Source organism: Hoeflea phototrophica DFL-43, from assembly GCF_000154705.2.
Taxonomy (GTDB): domain Bacteria; phylum Pseudomonadota; class Alphaproteobacteria; order Rhizobiales; family Rhizobiaceae; genus Hoeflea; species Hoeflea phototrophica.
In genome coordinates, this window is sequence record NZ_CM002917.1 from 2,079,440 (window position 1) to 2,103,029 (window position 23,590).

General features: G+C 58.8%; 20 protein-coding genes. 18 read left to right on the plus strand and 2 right to left on the minus strand.

The window, feature by feature from the left end; genetic code table 11:
• Positions 1–114: 114 nt before the first annotated feature.
• The 16 genes from HPDFL43_RS09925 (at position 115) to lpxB (ending at position 17,838) form a co-directional block, all read left to right on the plus strand.
• The gene (locus tag HPDFL43_RS09925) at positions 115–1,890 is read left to right on the plus strand and encodes a hypothetical protein (RefSeq protein WP_007197191.1); all 1,776 of its coding nucleotides are present in this window, start codon (positions 115–117) and stop codon (positions 1,888–1,890) included.
• Between the two features lie 197 nt (positions 1,891–2,087).
• Positions 2,088–3,392 carry an Hsp70 family protein gene (locus HPDFL43_RS09930; protein WP_040450069.1) on the plus strand — a complete coding sequence of 435 codons (1,305 nt, stop codon included), beginning with the start codon at positions 2,088–2,090 and terminating at the stop codon, positions 3,390–3,392.
• Between the two features lie 245 nt (positions 3,393–3,637).
• On the plus strand, positions 3,638–4,357 hold the full coding sequence (locus HPDFL43_RS09935; RefSeq protein ID WP_007197193.1) for a pentapeptide repeat-containing protein: 720 nt from the start codon (positions 3,638–3,640) through the stop codon (positions 4,355–4,357).
• Between the two features lie 246 nt (positions 4,358–4,603).
• Entirely contained in the window at positions 4,604–5,413 is an 810-nt protein-coding gene (gene rpsB / locus HPDFL43_RS09940; protein WP_040449175.1) for a 30S ribosomal protein S2, read from the plus strand.
• Between the two features lie 152 nt (positions 5,414–5,565).
• The gene (tsf, locus tag HPDFL43_RS09945; protein ID WP_007197195.1) at positions 5,566–6,489 is read left to right on the plus strand and encodes a translation elongation factor Ts; all 924 of its coding nucleotides are present in this window, start codon (positions 5,566–5,568) and stop codon (positions 6,487–6,489) included.
• 95 nt (positions 6,490–6,584) lie between these two features.
• A complete protein-coding gene (pyrH, locus tag HPDFL43_RS09950) occupies positions 6,585–7,307 on the plus strand; it encodes a UMP kinase (RefSeq protein WP_007197196.1) in 723 nt (240 codons plus the stop codon).
• Positions 7,308–7,373: 66 nt separating this feature from the next.
• Positions 7,374–7,934: a ribosome recycling factor gene (frr, locus tag HPDFL43_RS09955; protein ID WP_007197197.1), complete on the plus strand. Its 561-nt coding sequence runs from the start codon at positions 7,374–7,376 to the stop codon at positions 7,932–7,934.
• 38 nt (positions 7,935–7,972) lie between these two features.
• Positions 7,973–8,719, plus strand: coding sequence for an isoprenyl transferase (locus tag HPDFL43_RS09960; protein WP_007197198.1), 747 nt, complete (start codon positions 7,973–7,975; stop codon positions 8,717–8,719).
• The gene (locus HPDFL43_RS09965) at positions 8,719–9,555 is read left to right on the plus strand and encodes a phosphatidate cytidylyltransferase (RefSeq protein WP_007197199.1); all 837 of its coding nucleotides are present in this window, start codon (positions 8,719–8,721) and stop codon (positions 9,553–9,555) included. The genes HPDFL43_RS09960 and HPDFL43_RS09965 overlap by 1 nt, the downstream gene beginning before the upstream one ends.
• An 89-nt stretch (positions 9,556–9,644) precedes the next feature.
• Positions 9,645–10,778: an RIP metalloprotease RseP gene (gene rseP, locus HPDFL43_RS09970; protein WP_007197200.1), complete on the plus strand. Its 1,134-nt coding sequence runs from the start codon at positions 9,645–9,647 to the stop codon at positions 10,776–10,778.
• Between the two features lie 219 nt (positions 10,779–10,997).
• Positions 10,998–13,358, plus strand: coding sequence for an outer membrane protein assembly factor BamA (gene bamA / locus HPDFL43_RS09975; RefSeq protein WP_007197201.1), 2,361 nt, complete (start codon positions 10,998–11,000; stop codon positions 13,356–13,358).
• Positions 13,359–13,408: 50 nt separating this feature from the next.
• Entirely contained in the window at positions 13,409–14,476 is a 1,068-nt protein-coding gene (gene lpxD, locus HPDFL43_RS09980) for a UDP-3-O-(3-hydroxymyristoyl)glucosamine N-acyltransferase (protein WP_007197202.1), read from the plus strand.
• The gene (gene fabZ / locus HPDFL43_RS09985; protein WP_007197203.1) at positions 14,473–14,946 is read left to right on the plus strand and encodes a 3-hydroxyacyl-ACP dehydratase FabZ; all 474 of its coding nucleotides are present in this window, start codon (positions 14,473–14,475) and stop codon (positions 14,944–14,946) included. The genes lpxD and fabZ overlap by 4 nt, the downstream gene beginning before the upstream one ends.
• Positions 14,943–15,773 (plus strand): acyl-ACP--UDP-N-acetylglucosamine O-acyltransferase, encoded by an 831-nt coding sequence (gene lpxA, locus HPDFL43_RS09990; RefSeq protein WP_007197204.1) that lies wholly within the window; start codon positions 14,943–14,945, stop codon positions 15,771–15,773. The genes fabZ and lpxA overlap by 4 nt, the downstream gene beginning before the upstream one ends.
• 5 nt (positions 15,774–15,778) lie before the next feature.
• Positions 15,779–16,678: an LpxI family protein gene (locus HPDFL43_RS09995; RefSeq protein WP_007197205.1), complete on the plus strand. Its 900-nt coding sequence runs from the start codon at positions 15,779–15,781 to the stop codon at positions 16,676–16,678.
• Complete coding sequence (gene lpxB, locus HPDFL43_RS10000) at positions 16,675–17,838, plus strand: lipid-A-disaccharide synthase (protein ID WP_007197206.1); 1,164 nt, start codon at positions 16,675–16,677, stop codon at positions 17,836–17,838. Before HPDFL43_RS09995 ends, lpxB begins: the two co-directional genes overlap by 4 nt.
• A 114-nt stretch (positions 17,839–17,952) precedes the next feature.
• On the opposite strand, the gene gltA is transcribed toward lpxB, so the two are convergent.
• Positions 17,953–19,242, minus strand: a complete 1,290-nt coding sequence (gene gltA, locus HPDFL43_RS10005) for a citrate synthase (protein WP_007197207.1) — start codon at positions 19,240–19,242, stop codon at positions 17,953–17,955.
• A 316-nt stretch (positions 19,243–19,558) separates the two neighbouring features.
• On the opposite strand from gltA, the gene HPDFL43_RS10010 reads away from it, so the two are divergent.
• Complete coding sequence (locus HPDFL43_RS10010; protein WP_007197208.1) at positions 19,559–21,988, plus strand: ComEC/Rec2 family competence protein; 2,430 nt, start codon at positions 19,559–19,561, stop codon at positions 21,986–21,988.
• Positions 21,989–22,192: 204 nt separating this feature from the next.
• On the opposite strand, the gene lexA is transcribed toward HPDFL43_RS10010, so the two are convergent.
• Positions 22,193–22,909 carry a transcriptional repressor LexA gene (gene lexA, locus HPDFL43_RS10015; RefSeq protein ID WP_007197209.1) on the minus strand — a complete coding sequence of 239 codons (717 nt, stop codon included), beginning with the start codon at positions 22,907–22,909 and terminating at the stop codon, positions 22,193–22,195.
• Positions 22,910–23,202: 293 nt separating this feature from the next.
• On the opposite strand from lexA, the gene HPDFL43_RS21655 reads away from it, so the two are divergent.
• On the plus strand, positions 23,203–23,376 hold the full coding sequence (locus HPDFL43_RS21655) for an integrase core domain-containing protein (RefSeq protein ID WP_084594620.1): 174 nt from the start codon (positions 23,203–23,205) through the stop codon (positions 23,374–23,376).
• Positions 23,377–23,590 lie beyond the last annotated feature (214 nt).

The following is a 23,590-nucleotide window of genomic DNA, read 5'->3' on the forward strand; positions in this document are numbered from 1 at the left end:
TCGTTCACGTTTCCGTAATTCAGCTTTGGTTTAAATTGCAGGAGTGGGGCGGGCGCAACTGCCGCAAGCAGAGGCGCAACGCCATGGCCTTACGGGACGGGACGACCCGAACCGATGGCTGTTTGGGTCTTGGGCGGCAAGACGCGCCCGAGAACCGCCGGGACTGAGGATGGGGCGGGTTTCAAAAAGATGATCGAATGGAATGGCAAGGCTGCCGTTTGGGTGTTCATCACCTTCGGATTGTTCATCCTCGCGCTAATTACCGCTTTGATGTTGCCTATTGAATTGCCGATCGGTCCGAGTTTTTGGGACACCTACATCTACATTGATGGCGCCTACAGGATGGAGCAAGGCCAGGAAATCTACAGGGATTTTCAAGCGCCGGTTGGCCCGCTGAGCTATGTCCTGTTCGGTTTGCTGCACACGCTGTTTGCTGATGCGAACGTGGTGCTGCTGGTTCAGTGGTGCATGATCATCGTCACCGCGCCGGTGATGGCGCTGATCTGCTGGTCCGCGCATGAGCGTGGCGCTTTTGCGGCCTTCGCGCTGCTCGTGCCCTTTGTCATTTTCTCGGTACTGCCCTTCAATGTGATGAACTGGAACGTGTTTCCAGGAGTCGATGGCTTTTCCTATTACAATCGTCACGGGGCGGTTCTGCTCTACCTGCTGGTGGCCAGCCTGTTCTTCCTGCGCTCGCGACCAGCGCTGATTGCGGCCCTCTCGGTGCTTCTGCTTGCTCTGGCGTTCACCAAAATCAATGCCTTTGTCGCCGCCGGTGTCATATTGTTCGCAGCGGTCCTGACCCGCAGAATAGGCCTGACAACTTCGCTTGCGGTGGCTGCCGTGTGCCTCGGATTGACTGCTCTTTTGGAGCTGGCGACAGGCGTGGTCTCAGCCTACATCCTGTCCGTCTTCAGACTGCTCGAGAACAACACCGGCGTACTGCTGCAGAACATTATGTTCACCGTGTCGATGCGGTTTGATGTCATCGTCGCTGCGGCGCTCCTGGCCCTCTATCTGATGATTTCACGCATTCGCGGTGCGCAGGATCTGATTGGCCAGTTCGATCGCGGTCATGGTCGAAGGCCGACGCCAAATCGGCTCGACCAGGACTGGGTCTGGCTCGGCGTGCTTATTGTGGCCAACATTCTCTATGAATCTCAGAATTTCGGCAGTGCCGCATTTATCTCGATCTGGCCATTGCTTGTGGTTTTGCTGATTGCCACGCCCCTTCCCAAAATTGCCGCACGGCCTGTAATGGTCGTTCTGATCGCTTTGGTGGCGCTTCCCACAGCCACCAAGGTGATGCATGCGGCTGTTCGGGCTGCCGCCTCAACGATTCGCGATGTGAGCATCCCGACTCCGAACCTTCAGCCGAGCATCAATCTGAGTGCAAAGACATTGACCATGGAAGCCGCTGAAAAGTCACGGCTGGTCATGGCGGAAGGTCGCGGGACCTATGAACTCTACGCCCAAGCAGAGATCCTGCCGCACTATTGGCTCTATTTCGACCATCGTTTTCAGGTCAACGTGCTTGAAACCATGGACCAGGTTATCGCTGCCATTCACGGCCGCGAAGCGGAAACCGGTCACCGGTACGAGGTGATTGATCTGCGTGATTTTGCCAATCCCATCACCGCAGCGATGGGACGCACCCCGGCCAAAGGGGTGGCGATCGGCGGAGATCCCTATCGCGCGGCCGTGCCGCTGACCGAGGAGGAAACCAGGATGCTGGCGCAAAGCGATCTGGTGCTGCTTCCAACTTGCCCTGTTACATCCGCGCGTGAAAAGCTGCTTTCGGACTATGCAGCTGCCTATGACGGTTTCAGACGCATCCGGCTCACGGATTGTTTCGACGCACTGGAAAATCCGAAGTTCTCGGCCAACTGAGTAGTTGTCCGGCAAGGTCTCCGTGCCCACAGCAGCTTTGGCCCCAACAGGTTTTTGATCGCCGGGCAGGGGATTTGGGCTCACTATCGGTCAATATGCATGGACTGCGGTGCGGCGCTATGGCATTGGATGCGCTCCCCGGTGGCACATGTGCCGTAAATCCTTTCCTCAACTGCAGACAAGATGGAGCAATGGCCATGGCCAATGCGCTTGGGCTCGATTTCGGCACGACCAACACGGTTCTGGCGCGGCACACTGAGGCTTCGGACACGGAGTCGGTCAGCTTCAATTCGTCCGCCGGCACCAGCGACACCATGCGCACGGCGCTGTCCTTCATCAAGGATGCTCAACTTGGAGCCCAGGCGCTCAAGGTAGAGGCAGGCCCGGCCGCTGTCCGCGCCTTCATCGACAACCCCGGCGATTGCAGGTTTCTCCAATCAATCAAGACCTTCGCGGCTTCTCCGCTGTTCCAGGGCACCCTGGTGCATGCGCGCCGTTTCCAGTTCGAGGATCTGATGGAGGTGTTCCTCAACCGGCTGCGCTCCTATGCCGGGGATGAGTGGCCGGCAACGGCCAAACGCATCGTCACCGGGCGTCCGGTGCATTTTGCCGGGGCCAGCCCCGATCCTGCCCTTGCCATGCGGCGCTACAACGATGCGCTCACCCGGCTTGGCTTTCCTGAATTGCACTATGTCTATGAGCCTGTTGCGGCGGCTTTCTACTTTGCCCGCAATCTCACACAGGACGCCACCGTGCTGGTCGCCGATTTCGGTGGCGGCACCAGTGACTTCTCGTTGATCCGTTTTGAGCGGCACGGCGGATTGGTCAGTGCCGTTCCGGTCGGCTATTCCGGTGTCGGCATTGCCGGGGACCAGTTCGACGCCTGCATCATCGATCATCTGGTTGCCCCTGAAATCGGCAAGGGCAGTCAGTTCACCAGCTTCGGAAAACGTCTGGATGTGCCGGCGAGCTACTATCGCAATTTTTCGCGCTGGAACCAGCTCTCCATTTTCAAGACGAGCAGGGAATACTCGGAACTGAAGGCGCTGCTGCGTCAGGCGGTTGAGCCCGAAAAGCTCGAGCGGTTCATCGACTTGATCGAACATGACGAGGGTTATGCGCTGTATCAGGCGGTTTCGGCGGTCAAGATGGCATTGTCGGGGCAGGAAGAAGCGGAATTCAGCTTCGCGCCACTGGGCAAAGCCGTGGAGAAGGCGGTTAAACGCAGCGATTTCGAAGCCTGGATCGCTCCAGATGTTGCCCGCATCGCCGGCGCACTTGATGAGGTGATGGACAAGACCGGCACGCTGGCGGTTGCCATCGACAAGGTGTTTCTGACCGGTGGCACGTCCTTCGTGCCTGCAGTGCGCCAGATCTTTGGCGAACGCTTCGACGCCGACCGGATCGAAACCGGCGGAGAACTGATTTCGATTGCCCATGGCCTGGCCATGATTGGCGAACGCGAAGACATAGCCCAATGGACTGTGCCGTTCTCGGCGTAAAGAACATGGGAGTATAGGTCCCTCCATGGTGCCCGGTCTGCAACGAGTTGACGAATGAACGTGCGCACTTGAACCAGGCTGGCGGAAACCTTTGTGAGGGAGGTCAAAGCGGCAGAGACAGAGGTTATGAATTAACCGGTCCTGGGGGCAGAAAAGCAAATCTTGATTTGACCGGCATCATGGCGCGCCATACTTTCTCTGAAAGGATTTGGTCGGCATAACTGCGCCGGGAATGGAAACAACTCATGATGTCACTGCCAAAATTTGCGGTTTGCGTAGGTTTCCTCGCGACGACCCTCTTTTCAGCTTCTTCGGTGCCCGGCCACGCGTCGGATTATGCGGATTGCCGCGCAGCGGCGGCGCCCGGCATAAACTGGGAAGACTGTGACAGAAAGCTGCTGGTGCTCAGGGGCTCCGATCTGAGCGGCGCCAATCTGGTCGAGACAAATCTCACGTCCACCGATTTGCGGGAAAGCAATCTGATTGAGGCCAACCTGGAAAAGGCAACATTGTTTCGCGCGTCACTGGCGGGTTCGAAGGCTACCGGAGCCCGGTTCGACAGGATTGAAGCCTACCGCGCGGATTTCAGCAATCTGGATGCGACTGGCGCCAGTTTCGGCAGTGCCGAGATGCAGCGCGCGAAACTGAACAATTCGATGCTTGCAAACACGGATTTCACCAAGGCGGATCTGGGGCGGGCTCAGTTCGATGGCGCCGACATCTCCGGCAGCCGGTTTTCGCTCGCCAATCTGGCACGCGCCGATTTTCGCGGGACAACTTCAAACGCGGCCTTGGATTTTGACCGTGCCTTCATGTTCCTGGCGCGGCTCGAAGGCGTTGATCTGTCCACCGCGACAGGCATCACCCAGGCGCAGGTGGACATCGCTTGCGGCGATGACGCAACAGTGCTGCCTGCCGGCCTGACAAAACCAGCTGGTTGGCCCTGCAATTTCGAACAGGAATAGGGTCCGGACAGGAGTGGGGCAGCCCCTTTGCAGGACAGTGCCCTGGTAAAGCCGGGTCTCCTCGTGGCCCTCCTTTTCGCATCAAACCTGCTCGTTGTACTTGCGCCCATCTGGAATTGGCTGTAAGGGCACGCTCATTCCACACGTGGGGCATGGGTTGGTCCGGGAGAAATCCGGATTGGTCCGCCGGTGGCGCTTATGCGCTCACGCCCTGCGGAGGTTCAACCGGAAACAGGAGAACAAGGCATGGCATTGCCTGATTTTACTATGCGCCAGCTGCTTGAAGCCGGCGTCCACTTCGGCCACCAGACTCACCGCTGGAACCCGAAGATGAAGCCGTTCATTTTCGGCGCACGCAACAACCTTCACATTCTCGATCTCGGCCAGACCGTTCCAATGCTCAATCAGGCATTGAAGCTGGTTTCCGATACCGTGTCCAAGGGCGGCCGCGTTCTGTTCGTCGGCACCAAGCGCCAGGCTTCGGAAATCGTTGCCGATGCTGCTTCGCGTTCGGCACAGTACTACGTGAACGCCCGTTGGCTCGGCGGCATGCTGACCAACTGGAAGACGATTTCGCATTCGATCCAGCGTCTGCGCAAGCTCGACGAAATCCTTCAGGCCGAAGCTTCGGGCTTCACCAAGAAGGAACGCCTCAACCTCGAGCGTGAGCGCGAAAAGCTTGACCGCGCCCTTGGCGGTATCCGCGACATGGGTGGCACGCCCGACCTGATGTTCGTCATCGACACCAACAAGGAAGGCATTGCCATCCAGGAAGCCAAGCGCCTTGGCATTCCGGTTGTCGCGATCATCGATTCCAACTGCGATCCCGACGTTGTCGATTACCCGATTCCGGGCAATGACGACGCCAGCCGCGCCATTTCGCTCTATTGCGATCTGATCAGCCGCGCATGCATCGACGGCATTGCTCGCCAGCAGGGCGCTTCGGGCGTGGACCTGGGTGCAATGGATGCTCCGGTTGAGCCGGCGCTCGAAGAGACTGCAGTCGAAGCTCCGGCAGCAGAAGCTCCGGCCGTTGAAGAACCCGCTCAGGCCTAAGCCCCGGGTTTCGGACCAAACCGGCCCGGCGAAGCCAGTGTGCTTTGCCGGGCTGTCATGTTTCAATGGCATGTAAGCATGCCGACACGCGATGACCCGCTTCGTTAAGCCATATCGGCCGAAGCGGCCGCACCCAGACGAAAGAGGCTGTTATGAGCATTACCGCTGCAATGGTGAAAGAGCTGCGCGACAAGACCGGCGCCGGCATGATGGACTGCAAGAAGGCGCTGGCTGAAACCAGCGGTGACATGGAGGCCGCCGTCGACTGGCTGCGCGCCAAGGGCATTGCCAAGGCTGACAAGAAGTCTGGCCGCACCGCCGCCGAAGGCCTGATTGCTGTGGCGTCCGAAGGCAATTCGGCTGTTGTCGTTGAAGTCAACTCGGAGACAGACTTCGTTGCCCGCAACGACGCCTTCCAGGATTTGGCGCGTTCGGTTGCGTCCATCGCACTGGGCACAGACGGTACCGTCGAAGCCCTAGGTGCGGCGACCATGCCTTCGACCGGCAAGTCGGTTACCGAATCGATCAAGGATGCGGTCGCCCACATCGGCGAGAACATGAACCTGCGTCGTTCGGCCAAGCTTTCGGTCGACAATGGCGTTGTATCAACCTACGTCCACAATGCGGTGGCCGATGGTCTTGGCAAGCTCGGTGTTCTCGTCGCCGTCAAGTCGACCGGCAACGCCGAGGCAGTCGCAGCGATCGGCCGTCAGGTCGCCATGCACATCGCCGCGACCAACCCGCTGGCGTTGACGTCTGATGATGTCGACGCCACCGTCGCCGACCGGGAACGCAACGTGTTCATCGAGCAGGCGCGCGAATCGGGCAAGCCCGAAGCCATCATCGAGAAGATGGTTGAGGGCCGTATGCGCAAGTTCTTTGAAGAAGTCGCGCTGATGTCCCAGGCCTTCGTGATGAACCCCGATCAGAGCGTTGCCGAAGCGGTTAAGGCTTCTGAGGCCGATGCGGGCGCACCCGTTGAAGTCGTTGGTTTCATCCGCTTCCAGCTCGGCGAAGGCATCGAGAAGGAAGAAAGCGATTTCGCAGCCGAGGTTGCGGCGGCCGTTAAGGGCTGAACAAGCTTCGATTTGTCGAAAAACCGCAAGGGCATCGCGTGACAACGCGGTGCCCTTCGTGTATCCGGGCCTGAGTTAATCATCCAGGCCATTGCATGACTTCCCAACCACTCTACAAACGCGTCCTCCTCAAAGCCTCCGGCGAAGCGCTGATGGGCGGCCAGGGCTTCGGCATCGATGTGGCCGTGGCCGACCGTATTGCGGCCGATATCGCAGAAGTACGTGGGCTCGGCGTCGAGGTCGGAGTCGTGGTCGGCGGCGGCAATATCTTCCGCGGCGTGGCCGTTGCATCAAAGGGTGGCGACCGCGTGACCGGCGACCACATGGGGATGCTGGCCACCGTGATCAACGCGCTGGCTCTTGCCACCTCGCTGCGCAAGCTCGGCGTCGACACGGAGGTGCTTTCAGCAATCTCCATGCCCGAGATCTGCCAGAGCTTTTCGCAGCGCGCGGCGCTCCATCACCTGGAAAAAGGCCGCGTGGTAATCTTTGCCGGTGGCACCGGCAATCCGTTCTTTACCACCGACTCCGCTGCTGCCCTTCGTGCCGCAGAAATGGGCGCGGAAGCCATCCTCAAAGGCACCCAGGTCGACGGGATCTATTCCGCCGATCCGAAAAAGGATCCCAACGCGACACGTTTTGATACGTTGACGCACGATGAGGTGCTGAACAAGGGGCTGGCGGTGATGGATATTGCAGCCGTAGCGCTGGCGCGCGAAAACGCGATCCCCATCGTGGTGTTTTCGATTCATGAAAAGGGCGCATTTGCAAAGATCATGGTCGGCGGTGGCCGAGCCACCATTGTCCGCGATCATTGAAGCAGGGATGCCCGTTTATGAGGCGCATGCCGCTGGGCAAGGTTTGGATATCAGGAGGGACTGTTGATGAGTGACGCTGCTGACTCAAAAGAACTCAAACGTCGTATGGATGGCGCGATCAACGCGTTCAAGAGCGACATCGCATCTTTGCGCACAGGACGTGCTTCGGCCAATGTTCTTGATCCCGTCATGGTGGAAGCCTACGGCTCCAAGGTGCCGCTCAACCAGGTGGCCAACGTGACCGTGCCCGAGCCTCGCATGCTTGGCGTGTCCGTTTGGGACAAACAGATGGTTGGTGCGGTTGATCGCGGTATCCGCGAAGCCAATCTGGGCCTCAATCCGATTGTCGATGGCCAGAATCTCAGAATTCCGCTGCCGGAACTCAACGAGGAACGACGCAAATCCCTGGTCAAGGTGTCCCACACCTATGCCGAGAATGCCCGCGTGGCGATCCGCAATGTCCGCCGCGATGGCATGGACACGCTGAAGAAGGCCGAGAAGGATGGCGATATAAGCCAGGATGACAGCCGCCGCGAATCGGATCAGGTTCAGAAAATGACTGATGAGATGATCTCGGAAATCGACCGCCTGCTGGTCGATAAGGAAAAGGAAATCATGCAGGTCTAGGTTCGACGCGCGTTCCAAGGAGGCTAGAGGCCGAAACGATGCAGCTTGATCGACCCAGCAAGACGCCAAGGCACGTCGCCATCATCATGGATGGCAATGGCCGGTGGGCGGGTGCGCGTGGATTGGCCCGCACCGCCGGGCACCGGGCAGGGGTCGAACGGGTCCGCGAAGCCGTACGTACCGCGCATGAGGCGAACATCGAATACCTGACGCTGTTCGCGTTTTCGTCGGAAAACTGGAACCGCCCGGAGGAAGAGGTCTCGGACCTCATGGGTATCCTGAAGTACTTCATCCGCAAGGATTTGGCCGAGCTCCATCGCGAGAACGTCTGTGTCAAGGTCATCGGTTGCAGGCAGTCGCTCAAGCCTGATATTCGCGGGCTGCTCGATGAGGCCGAGGACCGGACCCGGGGAAACACCGGTGTCACCCTTGTGATCGCTTTCAACTACGGTTCGCGCAATGAACTGGTGCGTGCCACCCGGCTGATCGCCGAGGCGGTGCAGGCAGGACAGCTCGACCCATGCTCGATCAACGAACATAGCCTCTCGGCCTTCGTCGACACTGCAGGCATTCCCGATCCCGATCTCGTGATCCGCACCAGCGGTGAACAACGCTTGTCGAACTTCCTTTTGTGGCAGGCCGCCTATTCAGAGTTCGTCTTTCTGCCTTGCCTCTGGCCGGACTTTGACCGTCAGGCATTCTTAAATGCTTTGGACGAGTACAGCCGCCGTGACCGCCGTTTTGGGGCGATCCCGGCCAGAGCTGAACGTGCGGTTGGTTCCTGATGTCGCCCGAACTGCGGCTGCGTATCATTTCCGGCGTAATACTTGGGATCTTGGTTCTGGCCACGATCTGGGCCGGTGGGCTCTGGTTCCGAGCTTTGGCGACGCTTATCATGGTTTTGATCCATTACGAATTCTCAACAATCGTCGGAGCGCCGCAGAAAACACCGCTTGCCAATGCGATTGGCTGGCTGGCTGTTCTGGCAACTGGCGTATTCATCATGACTTCGCTTCCCGCCATGGCGCTTGCTGCAATAGCGATCGGTGCCGCCGGCGCCGCCTTCTCCGGTCTCAGAAGTGGGGCAGGGATCTGGTCGGCAACCGCCGTTCTTTATGCAGGCTTTTCCGGGCTGGCACTGGCTGAAATTCGCGGCGAGGGGCTGTTCGGGCTGTTTGCCATGCTGTTCGTGATTGCCATCGTTTGGTCGACTGATACGCTTGCCTATTTCTGCGGCCGTGCACTGGGTGGGCCCAAGCTTGCGCCGCGCATATCGCCTGGCAAGACCTGGTCCGGCGCCATTTTTGGCGCGGCGGCTGGTGTTGCGGCCGGAATAGGGGTGGCACTTGCCATCCGCCAAGGTGGAGGCTGGATGTTGCCGCTGGTCGCCCTTGCCCTGTCAGCAGCGTCGCAACTGGGCGATCTTTTCGAATCTTGGGTCAAGCGCCGTTTTGGCGCCAAGGACTCAAGTCATCTGATTCCCGGCCACGGCGGCGTCATGGATCGGGTCGATGGCCTTGTCTTTGCCGCATTCGCGGCCTTTCTGATCGGGAATGTGCTGCCATTGGCCGATCATGCCAGCGCAGCTGACGAGCTTGCGGCAAGGTTGCTTGGTTTATAACTCTTGCCATCGTTGGGCGTAACACCAACTGTTGCGCCAGAGCGAGGTCATGCGGTTCCGATGCCGCATCCCGAAAGGATACGAGAATCATGGAATTACTGACATCATCGGCCGGAAACATACTCAGCGCCCTTCCGCCGTTTCTGCTGGTGCTTACCATTGTCGTTTTCTTTCATGAACTGGGGCACTATCTGGTTGGCCGGTGGTGCGGGATCCGGGCGGAGGTGTTCTCTGTCGGATTCGGGCGCGAGCTGATTGGCTTCACCGACCGTCACGGCACGCGGTGGAAATTGTCATTGGTCCCGCTCGGTGGCTATGTGAAATTTCTCGGTGACGAGAATGCGACGAGCCTGCCGACCGGAGGCGAAGGGCCCGCGCTGAGCGAGGCTGAACGTGCGCAAGCCTTTCCAAATGCGGCGCTTTGGCGCCGGGCGGCGACCGTCGCAGCCGGCCCAATCGCCAATTTCATACTGGCCATTGCCATTTTCGCGGTCATGTTCGGTCTCAATGGCCGCATGATCGCCGATCCGGTGGTTGCCGAAGTCCAGGCCGAAAGTGCAGCTCAGGCCGCCGGCATACTGCCCGGTGATCGCTTTGTTGCGATTGACGATACGCCGGTTGAGACCTTTGACGATGTCCAACGCTATGTTTCGGTTCGTCCGGGCGTCGCCATAACGATCACCATGGACCGCAACGGTTCACCCGTGGACCTGACGCTGACTCCGGTGCGCACCGAGATTGCCGACAATTTCGGCAACAAGATGGAAGTGGGTCGGATCGGCGTGATCACCAACACCGATGCAGGCAATTTCCGGGTGCGCGAATATGGCCCGCTGGAGGCCGTCGGGGAGGGCGTTGCCCAGAGTTGGTACATTGTGACCCGCACGGTCGATTACATCGGCAACATCATCATCGGGCGCGAAAAGCCTGATCAGCTTGGTGGACCGATCCGTGTTGCCAAATACTCCAAGGACATGTCCACACTCGGGATTGCTGCCCTGATCCAGCTTGCGGCGGTGCTCTCGGTGTCCATCGGACTCCTCAACCTCATGCCGATCCCCATGCTTGATGGTGGCCATCTGGTGTTTTACGCATTTGAAGCGGTGCGGGGGCGCCCGCCAGGGGAGGTCGTGCAGGAATGGGCCTACAGGTTCGGCCTGACGGTTGTGCTGGCCTTGATGCTGTTTGCCACATGGAATGACGTCACAATGCTGATTGGGTAAACCGCTTCGTCGGTTGATAAGGACCAGTCCGTCGTGCTAACGGATTGTTAACCTTGAAATTGCTCGGACGTGGCGAAAGCGCAACGTTCGGGTGGGAAGTAAACAGAAATTAACCGCGTCCCTTGCTTGTGTATCAAAAGCGGGTAAAACAGGCGCAAGCATGACTCACGGTGCGTGTCTCCGATTTGGGGCATCCGGGTAAAAAAGGTAAGAAGATCAATGAAGGCCGGTTCAAATCTTTTGAACGCTGTGTCGGCGATTGCGCTGAGTGCGGGGATTGTAGTGGCAGGTGCGGGCGTTGTTTCGTTCGCCACAGTGACCGTGGCGGAAGCCGCAGTCATCAGCAGGGTTGATGTCCGCGGCAATTCCCGCGTTGACGCATCGACTGTCAGGGGCAACCTGACCATCACCCCGGGCGCTCAGTTCAACAACAACGACATTGATGAATCGGTTAAGCGCTTGTTCTCCACAGGTCTATTCTCCGATGTGCGAATCAGTGTTTCCGGGTCTACCCTGATCGTCGAGGTCGAGGAAAACCAGATCATCAATCAGGTGGTGTTCAACGGCAACAAGAAGCTCAAGGATGCAGACCTTAAGCAGGTGGTGCAGAGCCGTCAGCTCGGTGCCTACAATGATCTGAGCCTCCAGGCCGATGTTCAGGCTATCCGCGATGCCTATTCGGCGATCGGACGCAGCGATGCGACCGTGACCACGCGTCTGGTCCCGGTTGCCGGCGGCCGCGTCAACGTGGCCTTCGAGATCAACGAAGGCGATCGGACCAAGATCGCTTCTATCAATTTTGTGGGCAATCAGGCTTTCGGTGACGGCCGTCTTGCCGATGTCATCACCACCAAGCGCTCGGGCATGCTGTCGTTCCTGACCCGCAAGGATGTCTATGATGAAGACAAGCTGCGTGCGGACGAGGAGCTGCTGCGCCGGTTCTACTACAACCGCGGTTACGCCGACTTCCGGGTCATCTCTTCCTTCGCTGAGCTGGATGAGACGAACAACGAATACGTCGTCACCATCACGGTGGAAGAGGGCGAGCGCTATGTCTTTGGTGACGTAAGCATCGAGAGCACCGTTCCGGGTATCGATTCTGACTCGCTCAAGGGCTTGATTGAAACCCGCTCGGGCGCGGTCTACAGCGCCAAGGATGTGGAAGATACCATTCTGGCGATTTCCGATCGTGTTGCCACCCAGGGCTACCCGTTTGCCCAGATCACCCCACGTGGTGACCGCGATTACAACAATCGCACCATCTCCGTGGTTTACTTGGTTGATGAAGGCACGCGCGCCTATGTTGAGCGTATCGAGATCCGCGGCAACACCCGGACTCGCGACTATGTGATCCGCCGCGAATTTGATTTGTCGGAAGGCGATGCTTTCAACCAGGTTCTGGTTCGCCGTGCAAAAGAGCGTCTGGAAGCTCTCAAGTTCTTCACCTCGGTCAATATTTCCACCCAGCCGGGCTCACAGCCTGACCGTGTGGTTCTGATCGTTGATGTTCAGGATGACTCCACCGGTGAATTCGGAGTTGGCGGCGGCTTCTCCAATTCCGATGGCTTCTCAGCCACGGTTGACATCACGGAACGGAATTTCCTCGGTCGCGGCCAGTTCATCCGGGCTTCGGTAGGCGGTGGTGAGGATTCGCGCGACTACAGTCTCTCCTTCACCGAGCCATACTTCCTTGGCTACCGGCTGGCGGCAGGCTTTGACCTCTTCAAGAATACAGATTCGAGCTATGATGGGTTCGACATCGACAATCAGGGGATTAATCTGCGTATCGGAGCGCCGATCACAGAAAACATCTATCTGTCCACGGCGTTCAGATATACCCAGACAGAGTACTCCGACGTCACCTTGACATCGATTACGTCGATGCCCGAACGCAATGCCGTTCAGCGGGCCATCAACAATGGCGGCCATGATGTTGCATCATTGTCCTATACGCTTTCCTACAGCACGCTGGACAATCGCACCCTGCCACGCGAAGGCGTGTCGGCCTACCTGACTCAGGAATATGCTGGTTTCGGAGGAGATTCCGAGTACATAAAGACCACGGCCAAGGCGAATTATTTCCACATGCTGTCTGAATCCGCCGACATGATCGGTCAGGTTTCTGTTGGCGCCGGGCACGTCACAGGCGTTGGCGACGATAACTTGCGGGTTTTTGACCACCTTTTTGTTGGTCAGAAGATAATTCGCGGCTTTGACACACGCGGTATTGGGCCACGGGTTTTCAATGGCACGACAGAAGTTGGTGCTGCCGGAGGCACGACCTACTTCAACGGCACGGTTGAGGTTTCTTCGCCAATGCCGTTGATTTCGCGTGATATGGGACTGCGGTTCAACGTCTTCGCAGATGCAGCCACGCTTTACGGCAACGATATATCTGCAGCGGATTTCGGCACCCAAACCCTCGTCGGATCCGACATGGAATGGCGGGCATCGATTGGCGCCGGCGTTTCCTGGGCATCTCCCTTCGGACCGTTGCGCGTCTATTATGCTGAGCCTGTGGTCAAGGAAAGCTTCGACGATATCAAGAAGTTTGGATTTGGCGCCTCGACGCGCTTCTAACAAGAACCGGGAGGCGGCAACGCCTCCCGGTCGGCATTCCCGGTTCCCTTATGGACACAATCAGCTTTTTTCCGCCGCATGAAGGCATGTCGCTTTCAGATCTTGCTGATCTTTGCGGTGCGGAATTGGATGATCCCTCATTCGCCGAACGGCGGGTGACCGGTGTAGCGCCGCTGTCAGGTGCAGGCGCTGATGAAATTACATTCGCAAATTCACGTAAATCGCTGCCTGATTTGAAAAAATCGCGTGCAGGAGCGGTTTTTGTAAGCGCCAACAACAGTGTGCATGCACCCGAAGGTGTCGCTGTTCTTGTCACTGAAGCGCCTCAGACCGCATTTGCCCTTGCTGCAGCGCAATTGGTTCCGTGCTCGATGCAGCCAATGGTGCTGGGAGGCGAAACCGGTGTTGTAAGCACCGGAGCCCATGTCGATCCTGACGCTCGGCTGGAGCCGGGCGTGACAGTCGCGTTTGGAGCGGTGATCGGCGCCGGATCTGAAATTGGCGCGGGTACCGTCATCGCGGCGGGCGCCGCCGTCGGCCCTGGCTGCCGTATCGGCCGCAACTGCCATATTGGCCATGGTGTATCGATCCAGCATGCCTTGATCGGATCCGGCGTCATCATTCATCCAGGTGCGCGGATCGGTCAGGACGGATTTGGCTACGCGCCTGGTCCCAAGGGATTGCTGAAGATCCCGCAAATTGGCCGCGTGATCATTCAGGATGATGTTGAGATCGGTGCGAACACGACCATCGACAGAGGCGCGCTTGACGATACGGTGATCGGTGAGGGGACCAAGATCGACAATCTGGTTCAAATTGGCCACAATGTGCGCATAGGCCGACATTGCGTGTTGGTTGCGCAGGTTGGCGTGGCGGGCAGCGCGACAATTGGCAATGGGGTCATGATAGGCGGTGCTGCGGGGGTCAACGGTCACGTCACGATTGGTGATGGCGTTCAGCTGGCAGCGATGAGCGGCGCAGCAACGGATATCCCTGCGGGTGCGCGTTGGGGCGGCCAGCCTGCGCGTCCGATGCGTGGGTTTCTGCGCGATGCAGCGGATGCCAATGCCCGTGCATTCGGCAAGGAAAAGCGACAGAAAGGTGACGGGAAGAAATGACGCAAGAGGCGATCACATCACTCGCAAGCGCCGATATCCGGGACATCATGCGGTTGTTGCCGCATCGCTACCCATTTTTGCTGGTTGACCGGATTGTTGAGATTGATTCCGATAACTCAGCCATTGGCCTGAAAAACGTGACCGCCAGCGAACCTCATTTCACCGGCCACTTTCCGGGCAATCCAATCATGCCCGGTGTTCTGATCATCGAAGGTATGGCGCAGACGGCAGGCGCGATTTGCGCAAGGGCCAAAGGCGGAGGCGACAACCTGGTTTATTTCATGACCATTGATAACGCCAAGTTCCGTAAACCCGTCGTGCCTGGTGATCGGCTTGAATACCATGTCACAAAGATCAAGCAGCGTGGCAACATCTGGCGCTTCCATTGCGAGGCAATGGTTGATGGCTCCAAGGTGGCTGAAGCTGACATTGGAGCTATGCTGGCTCCCTCAGAAAGCGAGACGGCATGACGACTACTGCAGCGACAGCCATTCATCCGGCCCGCGTTCATCCTTCTTCTGTGGTCGAGGATGGGGCTGTGCTGGGTCACAATGTCGAGATTGGTCCCTTTTGCCACATCGGATCCAAGGTCAAGCTTGGTGACAATGTTCAGGTGATGAGCCATGTGGTTATCATGGGCAACACCACCATTGGTGAGCGGTCGGTTGTCTTCCCCAATGCTGTGTTGGGGTGCGCGCCGCAAAATGTGCACTACAAAGGTGAAGACACGGAGCTCATAATCGGTGCGGGCTGCACCATCCGTGAAGGCGTGACCATGCATCCGGGCATGCCAGATTTTGGTGGTAAAACCACCGTTGGCGACAATTCCATGTTCCTGGCGTATTCGCATGTCGCCCATGATTGCCATGTCGGCAGCAATGTCATTCTGTCCAACAATGTGATGCTGGCGGGCCATGTCAGCATCGGCGATCGCGTCATCATGGGGGGCGGTGCTGCGGTGCACCAGTTCACCCGTATCGGCCATCACGCCTTTATCGGCGGCCTGGCAGCGGTTAGCAATGATGTCATTCCCTATGGCATGCTCAACGGCAATCCCGGTGTTCTGATGGGTCTTAACATCATCGGCATGCAACGCTCGGGCTTTGACAAGGCCTCAATCCACGCCGTCCGCCGTGCCTACAAGACCATTTTTGACACGACCACGCCAATCCGTGAAAACATTGCTCGCGTTCGTGAGCAGTCCGATCTCAATTCAGCGGTCGCTGATATCGTCAGCTTTATTGACGCCGAGAGCGAACGGGCCCTGTCATCACCGGCCCGTGGCAAACGGGGCTGAAGCCGGTGATTGCCGCTGCCCGCGCACCCGCAATCAAGGGGCGGCTGGGGATCCTGGCGGGCCGTGGTAGCTTTCCGCAGGTCGTTGCTGCCTCCGCGCGGGCGCTGGAGCACAATCCGTTTGTCTTTACCATTGACGGTGAGGCGGATCAGGATTGGTCGGGTTATGACACAGCTTCTCTGAATATCGGCAATCTTTCCGCATTTATGGACATCGCTCGCCGGGAGTCGATTGGCACCGTGGTGCTGGCTGGCGGCATCGCGCGCCGTCCAGGGTTGCGCGACATCAGACCAACCTGGGCAGCTTTGAAGTCTGCCCCGTCTGCGCTCAAAGCGCTGCTGTCGGGAGGGGACGACAAGATCCTGCGTGCCGCGATCCACGTGCTCGAAACCCACGGCATGTGTGTGCTGGCAGCTCAAGAGATTGCGCCGGATCTTCTTGGTGAAGCCGGTCCGCTGGGCGATCACCGGCCCGGCAAATCCGACCAGGCAAACATCGCCGCCGCCACCCAGGCCGCGCTTGCACTTGGCCATCTCGATATCGGGCAGGGTGCGGTGGCCGTGAGTGGCCGTGTGATTGCGCTTGAAGGGTTGGAGGGCACCGACGGCATGCTAAGGCGGGTCGCTGGCTTGCGCGCTAACGGCAGGCTCAGGGCAGGGAGCCGCGGTGTGCTGGTCAAGTTGTGCAAGCCGGGTCAGGAACAGCGCGCGGACCTGCCGGCGATCGGTCCCGATACGGTGCTCAATGCCCATGCTTCCGGGCTTGCAGGCGTCGCCATTGAAGCCGGGCGCTCACTGGTGCTTGAACGTGACCGGGTCATAGCGGAGGCGAACCGTCTGGGTCTGTTCGTAACCGGTCTCGAGCTCGATCAGGACGGCCGCCAATCAGGCGAGCGACGGTCATGAGCGCGCTGCGGCTCGCCGTTGTCGCCGGTGAACCTTCGGGCGACATCCTGGGAGCTGATCTGGTGCGCGCCCTGGCGGCTCAAACCGGCGACCAGCCAAAGCTCGTGGGCGTTGGCGGTGAACGCTTGATTGCTGAAGGGCTCAATTCGCTGTTTGATTACAGCGAACTCTCAATCATCGGCTTCTCAGCGGTCATTGCGCAATTGCCAAGGCTGCTCCGGCGGATCTCCCAGACCGCAGACGCAATCATTGCCGCCAGACCCGATTGCCTTGTGATCATCGACAGTCCGGAATTCAGCCACAGGGTGGCGCGCAAGGTTCACAAGGCGTTGCCGGATCTCAAGATCATCAACTATGTCTGCCCCACGGTTTGGGCGTGGAAGCCGGAGCGGGCAGCAGCCATGCGTACCTATGTCGACCATGTGCTTTCGATCTTTCCATTCGAAGCCGAAATCGTAGAGCGTCTTGGCGGTCCGCCACTGACCTATGTGGGACACCGGTTGATTGATGACCCGGGCCTTGGCGCAGCACGCCATGCGCAACTTGCGCGGCGTATGCGCAAAACCAGCGACCAGCCACCACTCTGCCTGATCCTGCCCGGTTCGCGCCGCAGTGAGGTGGCGCGGCTTGGCGACGTGTTTGGCCTGGCCGCAAAGCACCTTGCTGAAATCAATCCCGATATGCGCTTTGCGTTGCTTGCCGGAGAGCGTGTCGAGCGCCAGATCCGCGACAAGGTTCTGGAGTGGGATGTCGACTGCCCGGTGTATTCAGGGGACGCAGCCAAATGGAGGCTCTTCGGTGAGGCGGATGTGGCGATTGCCGCTTCAGGAACGGTGTTGCTCGAACTTGCGCTGGCCGGCGTCCCGCACATGTCGTCCTACAAGCTCGATCCGATCGCGCGGCTGCTGTTCAACTTGGTCACGACGTGGACCGCGGCCCTTCCCAACATGATCGCGGGGCATGTGGTCATTGCCGAAGCCTACGACAACCAGGTTCGCCCGCAACGCCTTGCACTTATTGCACAGCAATTGGCCCAGGATACGCCTTACCGTGCAGCCATGGTGTCGGATTTCGATCTTATCTGGTCGCGCATGCAAACCGGGGAGCCGCCGTCGGATTTGGCCGCCAGAACCGTCCTTTCGGTCATCGGTCGCGGTTGAGCCGCGCGGCCTTTCGCGCGCTCCCGACACAACCTTGCATCTGTATCTGCCAAATAAAAAAGCGCCCGAAGGCGCTTTTCAGAACTGGTGATGCAAGGTGCTTCCCAAGCGCAATCAGCGCTTGGAAACCGGTATGTAATCGCGTGCAGCTTCACCCGTATAGAGCTGACGCGGGCGGCCGATGCGCTGGCTTGGATCCTCGATCATCTCGCTCCACTGCGCGATCCAGCCGACGGTTCGGGCGAGTGCAAACAGCACCGTGAACATGGTGGTCGGGAAGCCCAGCGCCTTCAGTGTGATGCCCGAGTAGAAGTCGATGTTCGGATAAAGCTTCTTCTCGATGAAGTAGCTGTCGGTCAGAGCAATACGTTCAAGCTCCATGGCCACCTCAAGCAGCGGATCATCCTTGATTCCCAGTTCGCCGAGCACTTCATGCGTTGTCTTCTGCATGATCTTGGCGCGCGGATCGTAATTCTTGTAGACCCGGTGACCAAAGCCCATCAGACGGAATGGATCGTTCTTGTCTTTGGCGCGTGCGACATATTCGGGGATGTTGTCAACATGGCCAATCTCGCCCAGCATGTTGAGCGCTGCCTCATTGGCACCGCCATGTGCCGGGCCCCAGAGACACGCGATACCGGCTGCGATGCAGGCAAATGGGTTCGCACCCGACGAACCGGCCAGCCTCACCGTTGAGGTCGAAGCATTCTGTTCGTGATCGGCATGCAGGATGAAAATCCGATCCATGGCCCGCGAAAGCACCGGATTGATCACATACTCCTCACACGGCACAGCAAAACACATCCGCAGGAAGTTCGACGCGTAGTCGAGATCATTCTTTGGATACACGAAGGGCTGACCGACATGGTACTTGTAGGCCATAGCCGCCAGCGTTGGCATCTTGGCGATCATCCGCATCGAGGCGACCATGCGCTGATGCGGATCCGTGATGTCGGTTGAATCGTGATAAAACGCCGACAATGCACCGACACAGCCGCACATCACCGCCATCGGGTGAGCATCGCGGCGGAAGCCCGTGAAGAACCGGCTCATCTGCTCATGCACCATTGTATGGCGCGTCACCCGGTAATCGAAATCCGATTTCTGGGTGGCGGTCGGCAATTCCCCGTAAAGCAGCAGGTAACAGACCTCAAGAAAGTCGCCATGCTCTGCAAGCTGGTCAATGGGATAGCCGCGGTGCAAAAGCATGCCCTCGTCACCATCGATAAAGGTGATCTTGGATTCGCAGGACGCTGTGGAGGTAAAGCCCGGATCATAGGTGAATGCGCCAGTGTGTTTGTACAGCGCGGCGATGTCGATGACGTCCGGACCGATGGTACCGGTCTTGACTGCGAAATCGACTTCGTTTCCGTCCAGAGTGAGTTTTGCGTTTCTGTCTGCCATGGCATGTCCTTCCACAAATGCGAGCGTCCGGCCCCTGCCGTCGCCTTGGATGACCGTCACCGGTTAGCTATATGATTTACCCGACCCTGCCAAGCTATGCTCAAGGCTAATTGTGCATCGCCACATCGGTATGCAAGGGAGTCCGGGCATTCATGCAGGTTCGGTTAAGATGCTGGAAATGCGCGACAAAAATGCATTCGGCGCTTGAGAATTCAGCGCACGCCGGCTTATTCCGCGCGTAGGCTGATGATTTGCTATTTTAAGTAGCAGTTCGCCGCCTTTCGGGTGTACCCTTGTGCCTTGCGACGAGGCGTGGATGATCCCGGAGACGACCAGACAGGAGCCACAAACGCCAGCGCAGGCGGATCCGGCATCGGAAACACGCCATGCGCCGGTTTCGCTTGAACCCGCATTGCCTCTTCCGCGCGCCAGCCCGCGCCTTACGAGCCGCCAACCGGCCAGCCGGCCGCCGCTGACTAATCTGCTTGGCGCCGCAATCACACGCCAGATCAGGCAAGAGGCCGACAGAGGGCTTGGTGTTCTCTTCCTTCCTGTCGCTATGGGGCTTGGAGCCGGTGTGTTTTTCATGGCGGTGCGGGATCCATCTGTCGCTGCACTTGTCTCCGGTTTTCTGATCAGCGCGTTGCTTGCCTTTGCCGCGCGCACTGCCAATCCAGGGTTGGCGCGCGCTGGAGGCCTGGTCGCTGCGATGTTTCTGGGCGCACTGGCGGCAGCATACGAAACCCGACATGGTCCGGTGCTGCTTGATTCCGATGTGACGACACGGGTAACCGGTGTGGTCGAGGCCCGCGAATTCGACGCGGAGGGCAGGGTGCGGTATCTGCTGCGGCTGAGCGCAACCAGCGACCCGGAAATACGGCGTCCGCCGCCACGGGTTCGCCTGGTGGCCCGTGCGGCTCATGAGCCGGTTCCGGTGGGCGCCATGATCGCAGGCCGTGCGCGGCTTTCATCGCCCTCGGGTCCGGTGTTGCCTGGCGGCTATGATTTCGCGTTTCGCGCCTTCGTGGATGGCATAGGTGCCCATGGGTTCTTCTTTCAAGCGCCGGAAAAGCTCGCTCTACGCCCGCCCGATGGCGGCATGGCTGAAAACTTCAAACTCGGTTTGCGTGGGGTCCGGGAACGGATCGCCTCTCGGGTCCGCTCGGTGTTGCCCGGCGATGCGGGAGGAATTGCAGCAGCACTGACCGTCTCCGACCGCCGCGGTATTTCAAGACCGACAGTCGAAGCGCTGCGCGCCACCGGTCTTGCTCACATTTTGGCAATCTCAGGGCTCCACATGGCCCTTGCTGCGGGGCTTCTTTATGTCGGGCTTCGGCTGATTATGGCAGGGTTTCCTTCTTTGGTTGAAGGCTGGCCGGTCAAGAAGCTCGCCGCAGCCGGTGCGCTGGTGACAGCCAGCGCCTATCTGTTGATTTCCGGGGGCAGCGTTGCCACCCAACGCGCTTGGGTGATGCTCAGCATCATGTTGATTGCGGTTATCCTGGACCGTCCCGCGCTGACCATGCGCAATGTCGCCCTGGCCGCGATCGTGATCATCCTGCTCTCACCATCCGCGGTGGTCGGTCCCGGTTTTCAGATGTCGTTCGCAGCCACAGCCGCGCTGATTGCGGCCTATGCTGCGCTGAGCCGGCGCAAAGCTCAGCGCGATTGGACGCCCGCACCCGCATCGCACATGCTGATCGTGCCCGGCTGGCTCATATGGCTGTTCAAGGCAGCCGTTGGGCTTGCCATTACATCGCTGGTGGCAGGATTGGCGACCGGGCTGTTTTCAGCCCATCATTTTCACCGGTTCGCCGGAAATGGCTTGCTCGCAAATATGCTGGCCATGCCGCTGGTCACACTTGTGGTGATGCCTGCGGGGCTTCTGGCGATGCTGCTCATGCCCTTTTGCCTTGATCAACTGCCGCTTCAGGCGATGGGCGCAGGGCTCGGGGGCGTGATTGCGGTGGCCCACTACATAGACGGCATGGGCGGAGATGTTCTGGTCGGGCAGATTCCGTTTCATGCGACGGCTGTGGCCGGAGCAGGGTTCATTGTTCTGGTGTTCCTGCGAAGCCGGTTGCGGCTTGCAGGTTTTGCTTTGTTGGGGCTTGGCGCGTTGCTGGCCTTGCCGCCACTGGCGCCGAACCGGCCGCAGATCCTGATCAGCGAGGACGGCCGGCTGGTCGGGCTTTACGGAGCAACGGGCCTTGCAAGCAATGCAAAACGGCCGTCTGCCTTTGTTTTCGGCCAATGGCAGACCGCGCTTGGCGGACCTAACCATCGGACACCGGCCATGCGGCGGCCGCTTGTGTCGGATAATCAGCTTCCCGGCGAAACACTCACGCCACTACTTCAGGCCGCAGCCCAGGAGCCTTCGAGGTTTCACTGCGCGGAGCGTGGCATGTGTGCTGCCGGGCACGCCGGCGCAACCATCATCGCAATCGACCACCCGGAACTGATCGGTCCGGCCTGCGATCGCGCCGATCTGGTGGTTGTCTCAATCCCGGTCTATATGAGCCGCTGCCGTTCGGGAGCCACACTGGTGACCGCGCGAAGCCTTCGGACGACCGGCGCGCTTGCTATCCGCATGGCACAGAACCGGCTCCCAACGGCCGCACAGGACCGCGGGAGCGGCACCAGGCCCCGCTTCGCCATCGATTCAGCACTTCAAGGTGTGGTCCGCCCCTGGACCATCCAGCGCTACTACGACTGGCGCCGCAGAAGCTACGATCTGCGAGATTGAGGGAGATGAGAGGCCGAGTTGGACGTTCGCCGGCATGAAATGAGGCGCTGCAATGACCCGCTTCGAAAAATTGACGGGCTTTCGAAGCATACTCTATCATATTCAGCGTAAGCTTGGGATTTTGTGGTGACCATTTCAGTCGTGACGCGACATCTCGCATCGGCACCTGCCCCGACGCAAGGGCAGACCTCGGGCTCGCCCGTTTCAATGATAGCGGCGAATCAACCCAACCAGCTTGCCCTGAACCTTGACCCGGTCGGGTCCGAAAATGCGGGTCTCGTAGGCCGGGTTTGCAGCCTCGAGCGCAATCGAAGCGCCCTTGCGGCGGAAGCGTTTGAGCGTCGCTTCCTCGTCATCCACCAGCGCGACCACGATGTCGCCCGGGCTTGCGGTGGAGACATTGCGGATGACCACCGTATCGCCGTCAAAAATCCCCGCATCGATCATGGAATCACCCTTGACCTCCAGCGCGTAGTGTTCGCCCGGTCCCACCATCTCGATGGGAACCTGGACATTGTGGGTGTTGTTCTGGATCGCCGAAATCGGAACGCCGGCTGCGATCCGGCCCATCATCGGCACTTCGGCCACCTGTGGCGCCTCGTCATTGGCTGCTTGACTGCGGCGCACCGGTTCGGGCGCCTTGCCAAGACTGCCCTCGATGACGCTTGGCGAAAAACCGCGCCGTGGCTGCAGGCTGTTCTGGTAACTGTCGGGCAACTTGATCACTTCAAGCGCACGCGCGCGATTCGGAAGCCGCCGGATAAATCCGCGTTCCTCCAGCGCCGTGATCAGCCGGTGAATACCTGACTTCGACGCCAGGTCGAGCGCATCCTTCATTTCGTCGAAAGAGGGCGGAATTCCGCTCTCTTTCATCCTTTCGTTGATGAAAAGAAGCAACTCGTGCTGTTTGCGCGTTAGCATGATCTGGGTATCCCCGGGCAAATGTGAAACAAAACCAGAACCTAGATAGCATGTTCTTTATGTGTTCCGCAAGTGGCACGAGTCTGCCGGTGTCGTTGGAGGCGCTAGAGCTAATTGGGAATTTGGCGCGCGAAACTGCGAAATTAGATTGGGAATGGAAATGATCTAACACATTGAATGTTTAGGTTTTGTGAGCTTTCTCAATCCGAAATTGCGGACCCTTTGAGCTCGCTCAATCCGCGTTGAACATAAAGTCTTTGAAATTACAAGGATTTTGGCCAGCCGCACCTTGGATGATTCTTCAAACAATATTCATTGGCCAACCTTTCTACCTGACACTTGACGACACCCGCTTGAAGATGAGGGAATGGCGTAGAGACTACAACGAGGTTCGCCGTCATAGTGCCATCGGAAACAACCCTCCGATTTCACGGCTAAACTGCTCCGAAGGTGCTCTGGCACCCTGAGCAAATAACCCCGGGAAATTTTCCAGCCGGGTGGTCCAAATTCGGGGCAGGCTCAATATCCCCGGGGAGTTCCCGCCCGGAGCGGTCCAATGAAGGGGAGCATGTCAGAATATAGAACCGTCTTAGTATGCCCGATGCCGCTGGGTGGGGGCATCCACCACATCAGTTCACTATTCACTTTGACTTGCAACAAATCACACTCAGGTCATAATCG

What these genes read in the sequence shown, in the direction of transcription:
- HPDFL43_RS09965 (WP_007197199.1), top strand. Translation starts at nt 8,719, where the DNA reads ATGTCGCCCGAACTGCGGCTGCGTATCATTTCCGGCGTAATACTTGGG.
- lpxD (WP_007197202.1), top strand. Translation starts at nt 13,409, where the DNA reads ATGGACACAATCAGCTTTTTTCCGCCGCATGAAGGCATGTCGCTTTCA.
- frr (WP_007197197.1), top strand. Translation starts at nt 7,374, where the DNA reads ATGAGTGACGCTGCTGACTCAAAAGAACTCAAACGTCGTATGGATGGC.
- HPDFL43_RS09925 (WP_007197191.1), top strand. Translation starts at nt 115, where the DNA reads ATGGCTGTTTGGGTCTTGGGCGGCAAGACGCGCCCGAGAACCGCCGGG.
- HPDFL43_RS09935 (WP_007197193.1), top strand. Translation starts at nt 3,638, where the DNA reads ATGATGTCACTGCCAAAATTTGCGGTTTGCGTAGGTTTCCTCGCGACG.
- lpxA (WP_007197204.1), top strand. Translation starts at nt 14,943, where the DNA reads ATGACGACTACTGCAGCGACAGCCATTCATCCGGCCCGCGTTCATCCT.
- fabZ (WP_007197203.1), top strand. Translation starts at nt 14,473, where the DNA reads ATGACGCAAGAGGCGATCACATCACTCGCAAGCGCCGATATCCGGGAC.
- lexA (WP_007197209.1), bottom strand. Translation starts at nt 22,909, where the DNA reads ATGCTAACGCGCAAACAGCACGAGTTGCTTCTTTTCATCAACGAAAGG.
- rseP (WP_007197200.1), top strand. Translation starts at nt 9,645, where the DNA reads ATGGAATTACTGACATCATCGGCCGGAAACATACTCAGCGCCCTTCCG.
- lpxB (WP_007197206.1), top strand. Translation starts at nt 16,675, where the DNA reads ATGAGCGCGCTGCGGCTCGCCGTTGTCGCCGGTGAACCTTCGGGCGAC.
- bamA (WP_007197201.1), top strand. Translation starts at nt 10,998, where the DNA reads ATGAAGGCCGGTTCAAATCTTTTGAACGCTGTGTCGGCGATTGCGCTG.
- rpsB (WP_040449175.1), top strand. Translation starts at nt 4,604, where the DNA reads ATGGCATTGCCTGATTTTACTATGCGCCAGCTGCTTGAAGCCGGCGTC.
- pyrH (WP_007197196.1), top strand. Translation starts at nt 6,585, where the DNA reads ATGACTTCCCAACCACTCTACAAACGCGTCCTCCTCAAAGCCTCCGGC.
- HPDFL43_RS09930 (WP_040450069.1), top strand. Translation starts at nt 2,088, where the DNA reads ATGGCCAATGCGCTTGGGCTCGATTTCGGCACGACCAACACGGTTCTG.
- gltA (WP_007197207.1), bottom strand. Translation starts at nt 19,242, where the DNA reads ATGGCAGACAGAAACGCAAAACTCACTCTGGACGGAAACGAAGTCGAT.
- HPDFL43_RS21655 (WP_084594620.1), top strand. Translation starts at nt 23,203, where the DNA reads ATGATTCTTCAAACAATATTCATTGGCCAACCTTTCTACCTGACACTT.
- HPDFL43_RS10010 (WP_007197208.1), top strand. Translation starts at nt 19,559, where the DNA reads ATGATCCCGGAGACGACCAGACAGGAGCCACAAACGCCAGCGCAGGCG.
- HPDFL43_RS09960 (WP_007197198.1), top strand. Translation starts at nt 7,973, where the DNA reads ATGCAGCTTGATCGACCCAGCAAGACGCCAAGGCACGTCGCCATCATC.
- tsf (WP_007197195.1), top strand. Translation starts at nt 5,566, where the DNA reads ATGAGCATTACCGCTGCAATGGTGAAAGAGCTGCGCGACAAGACCGGC.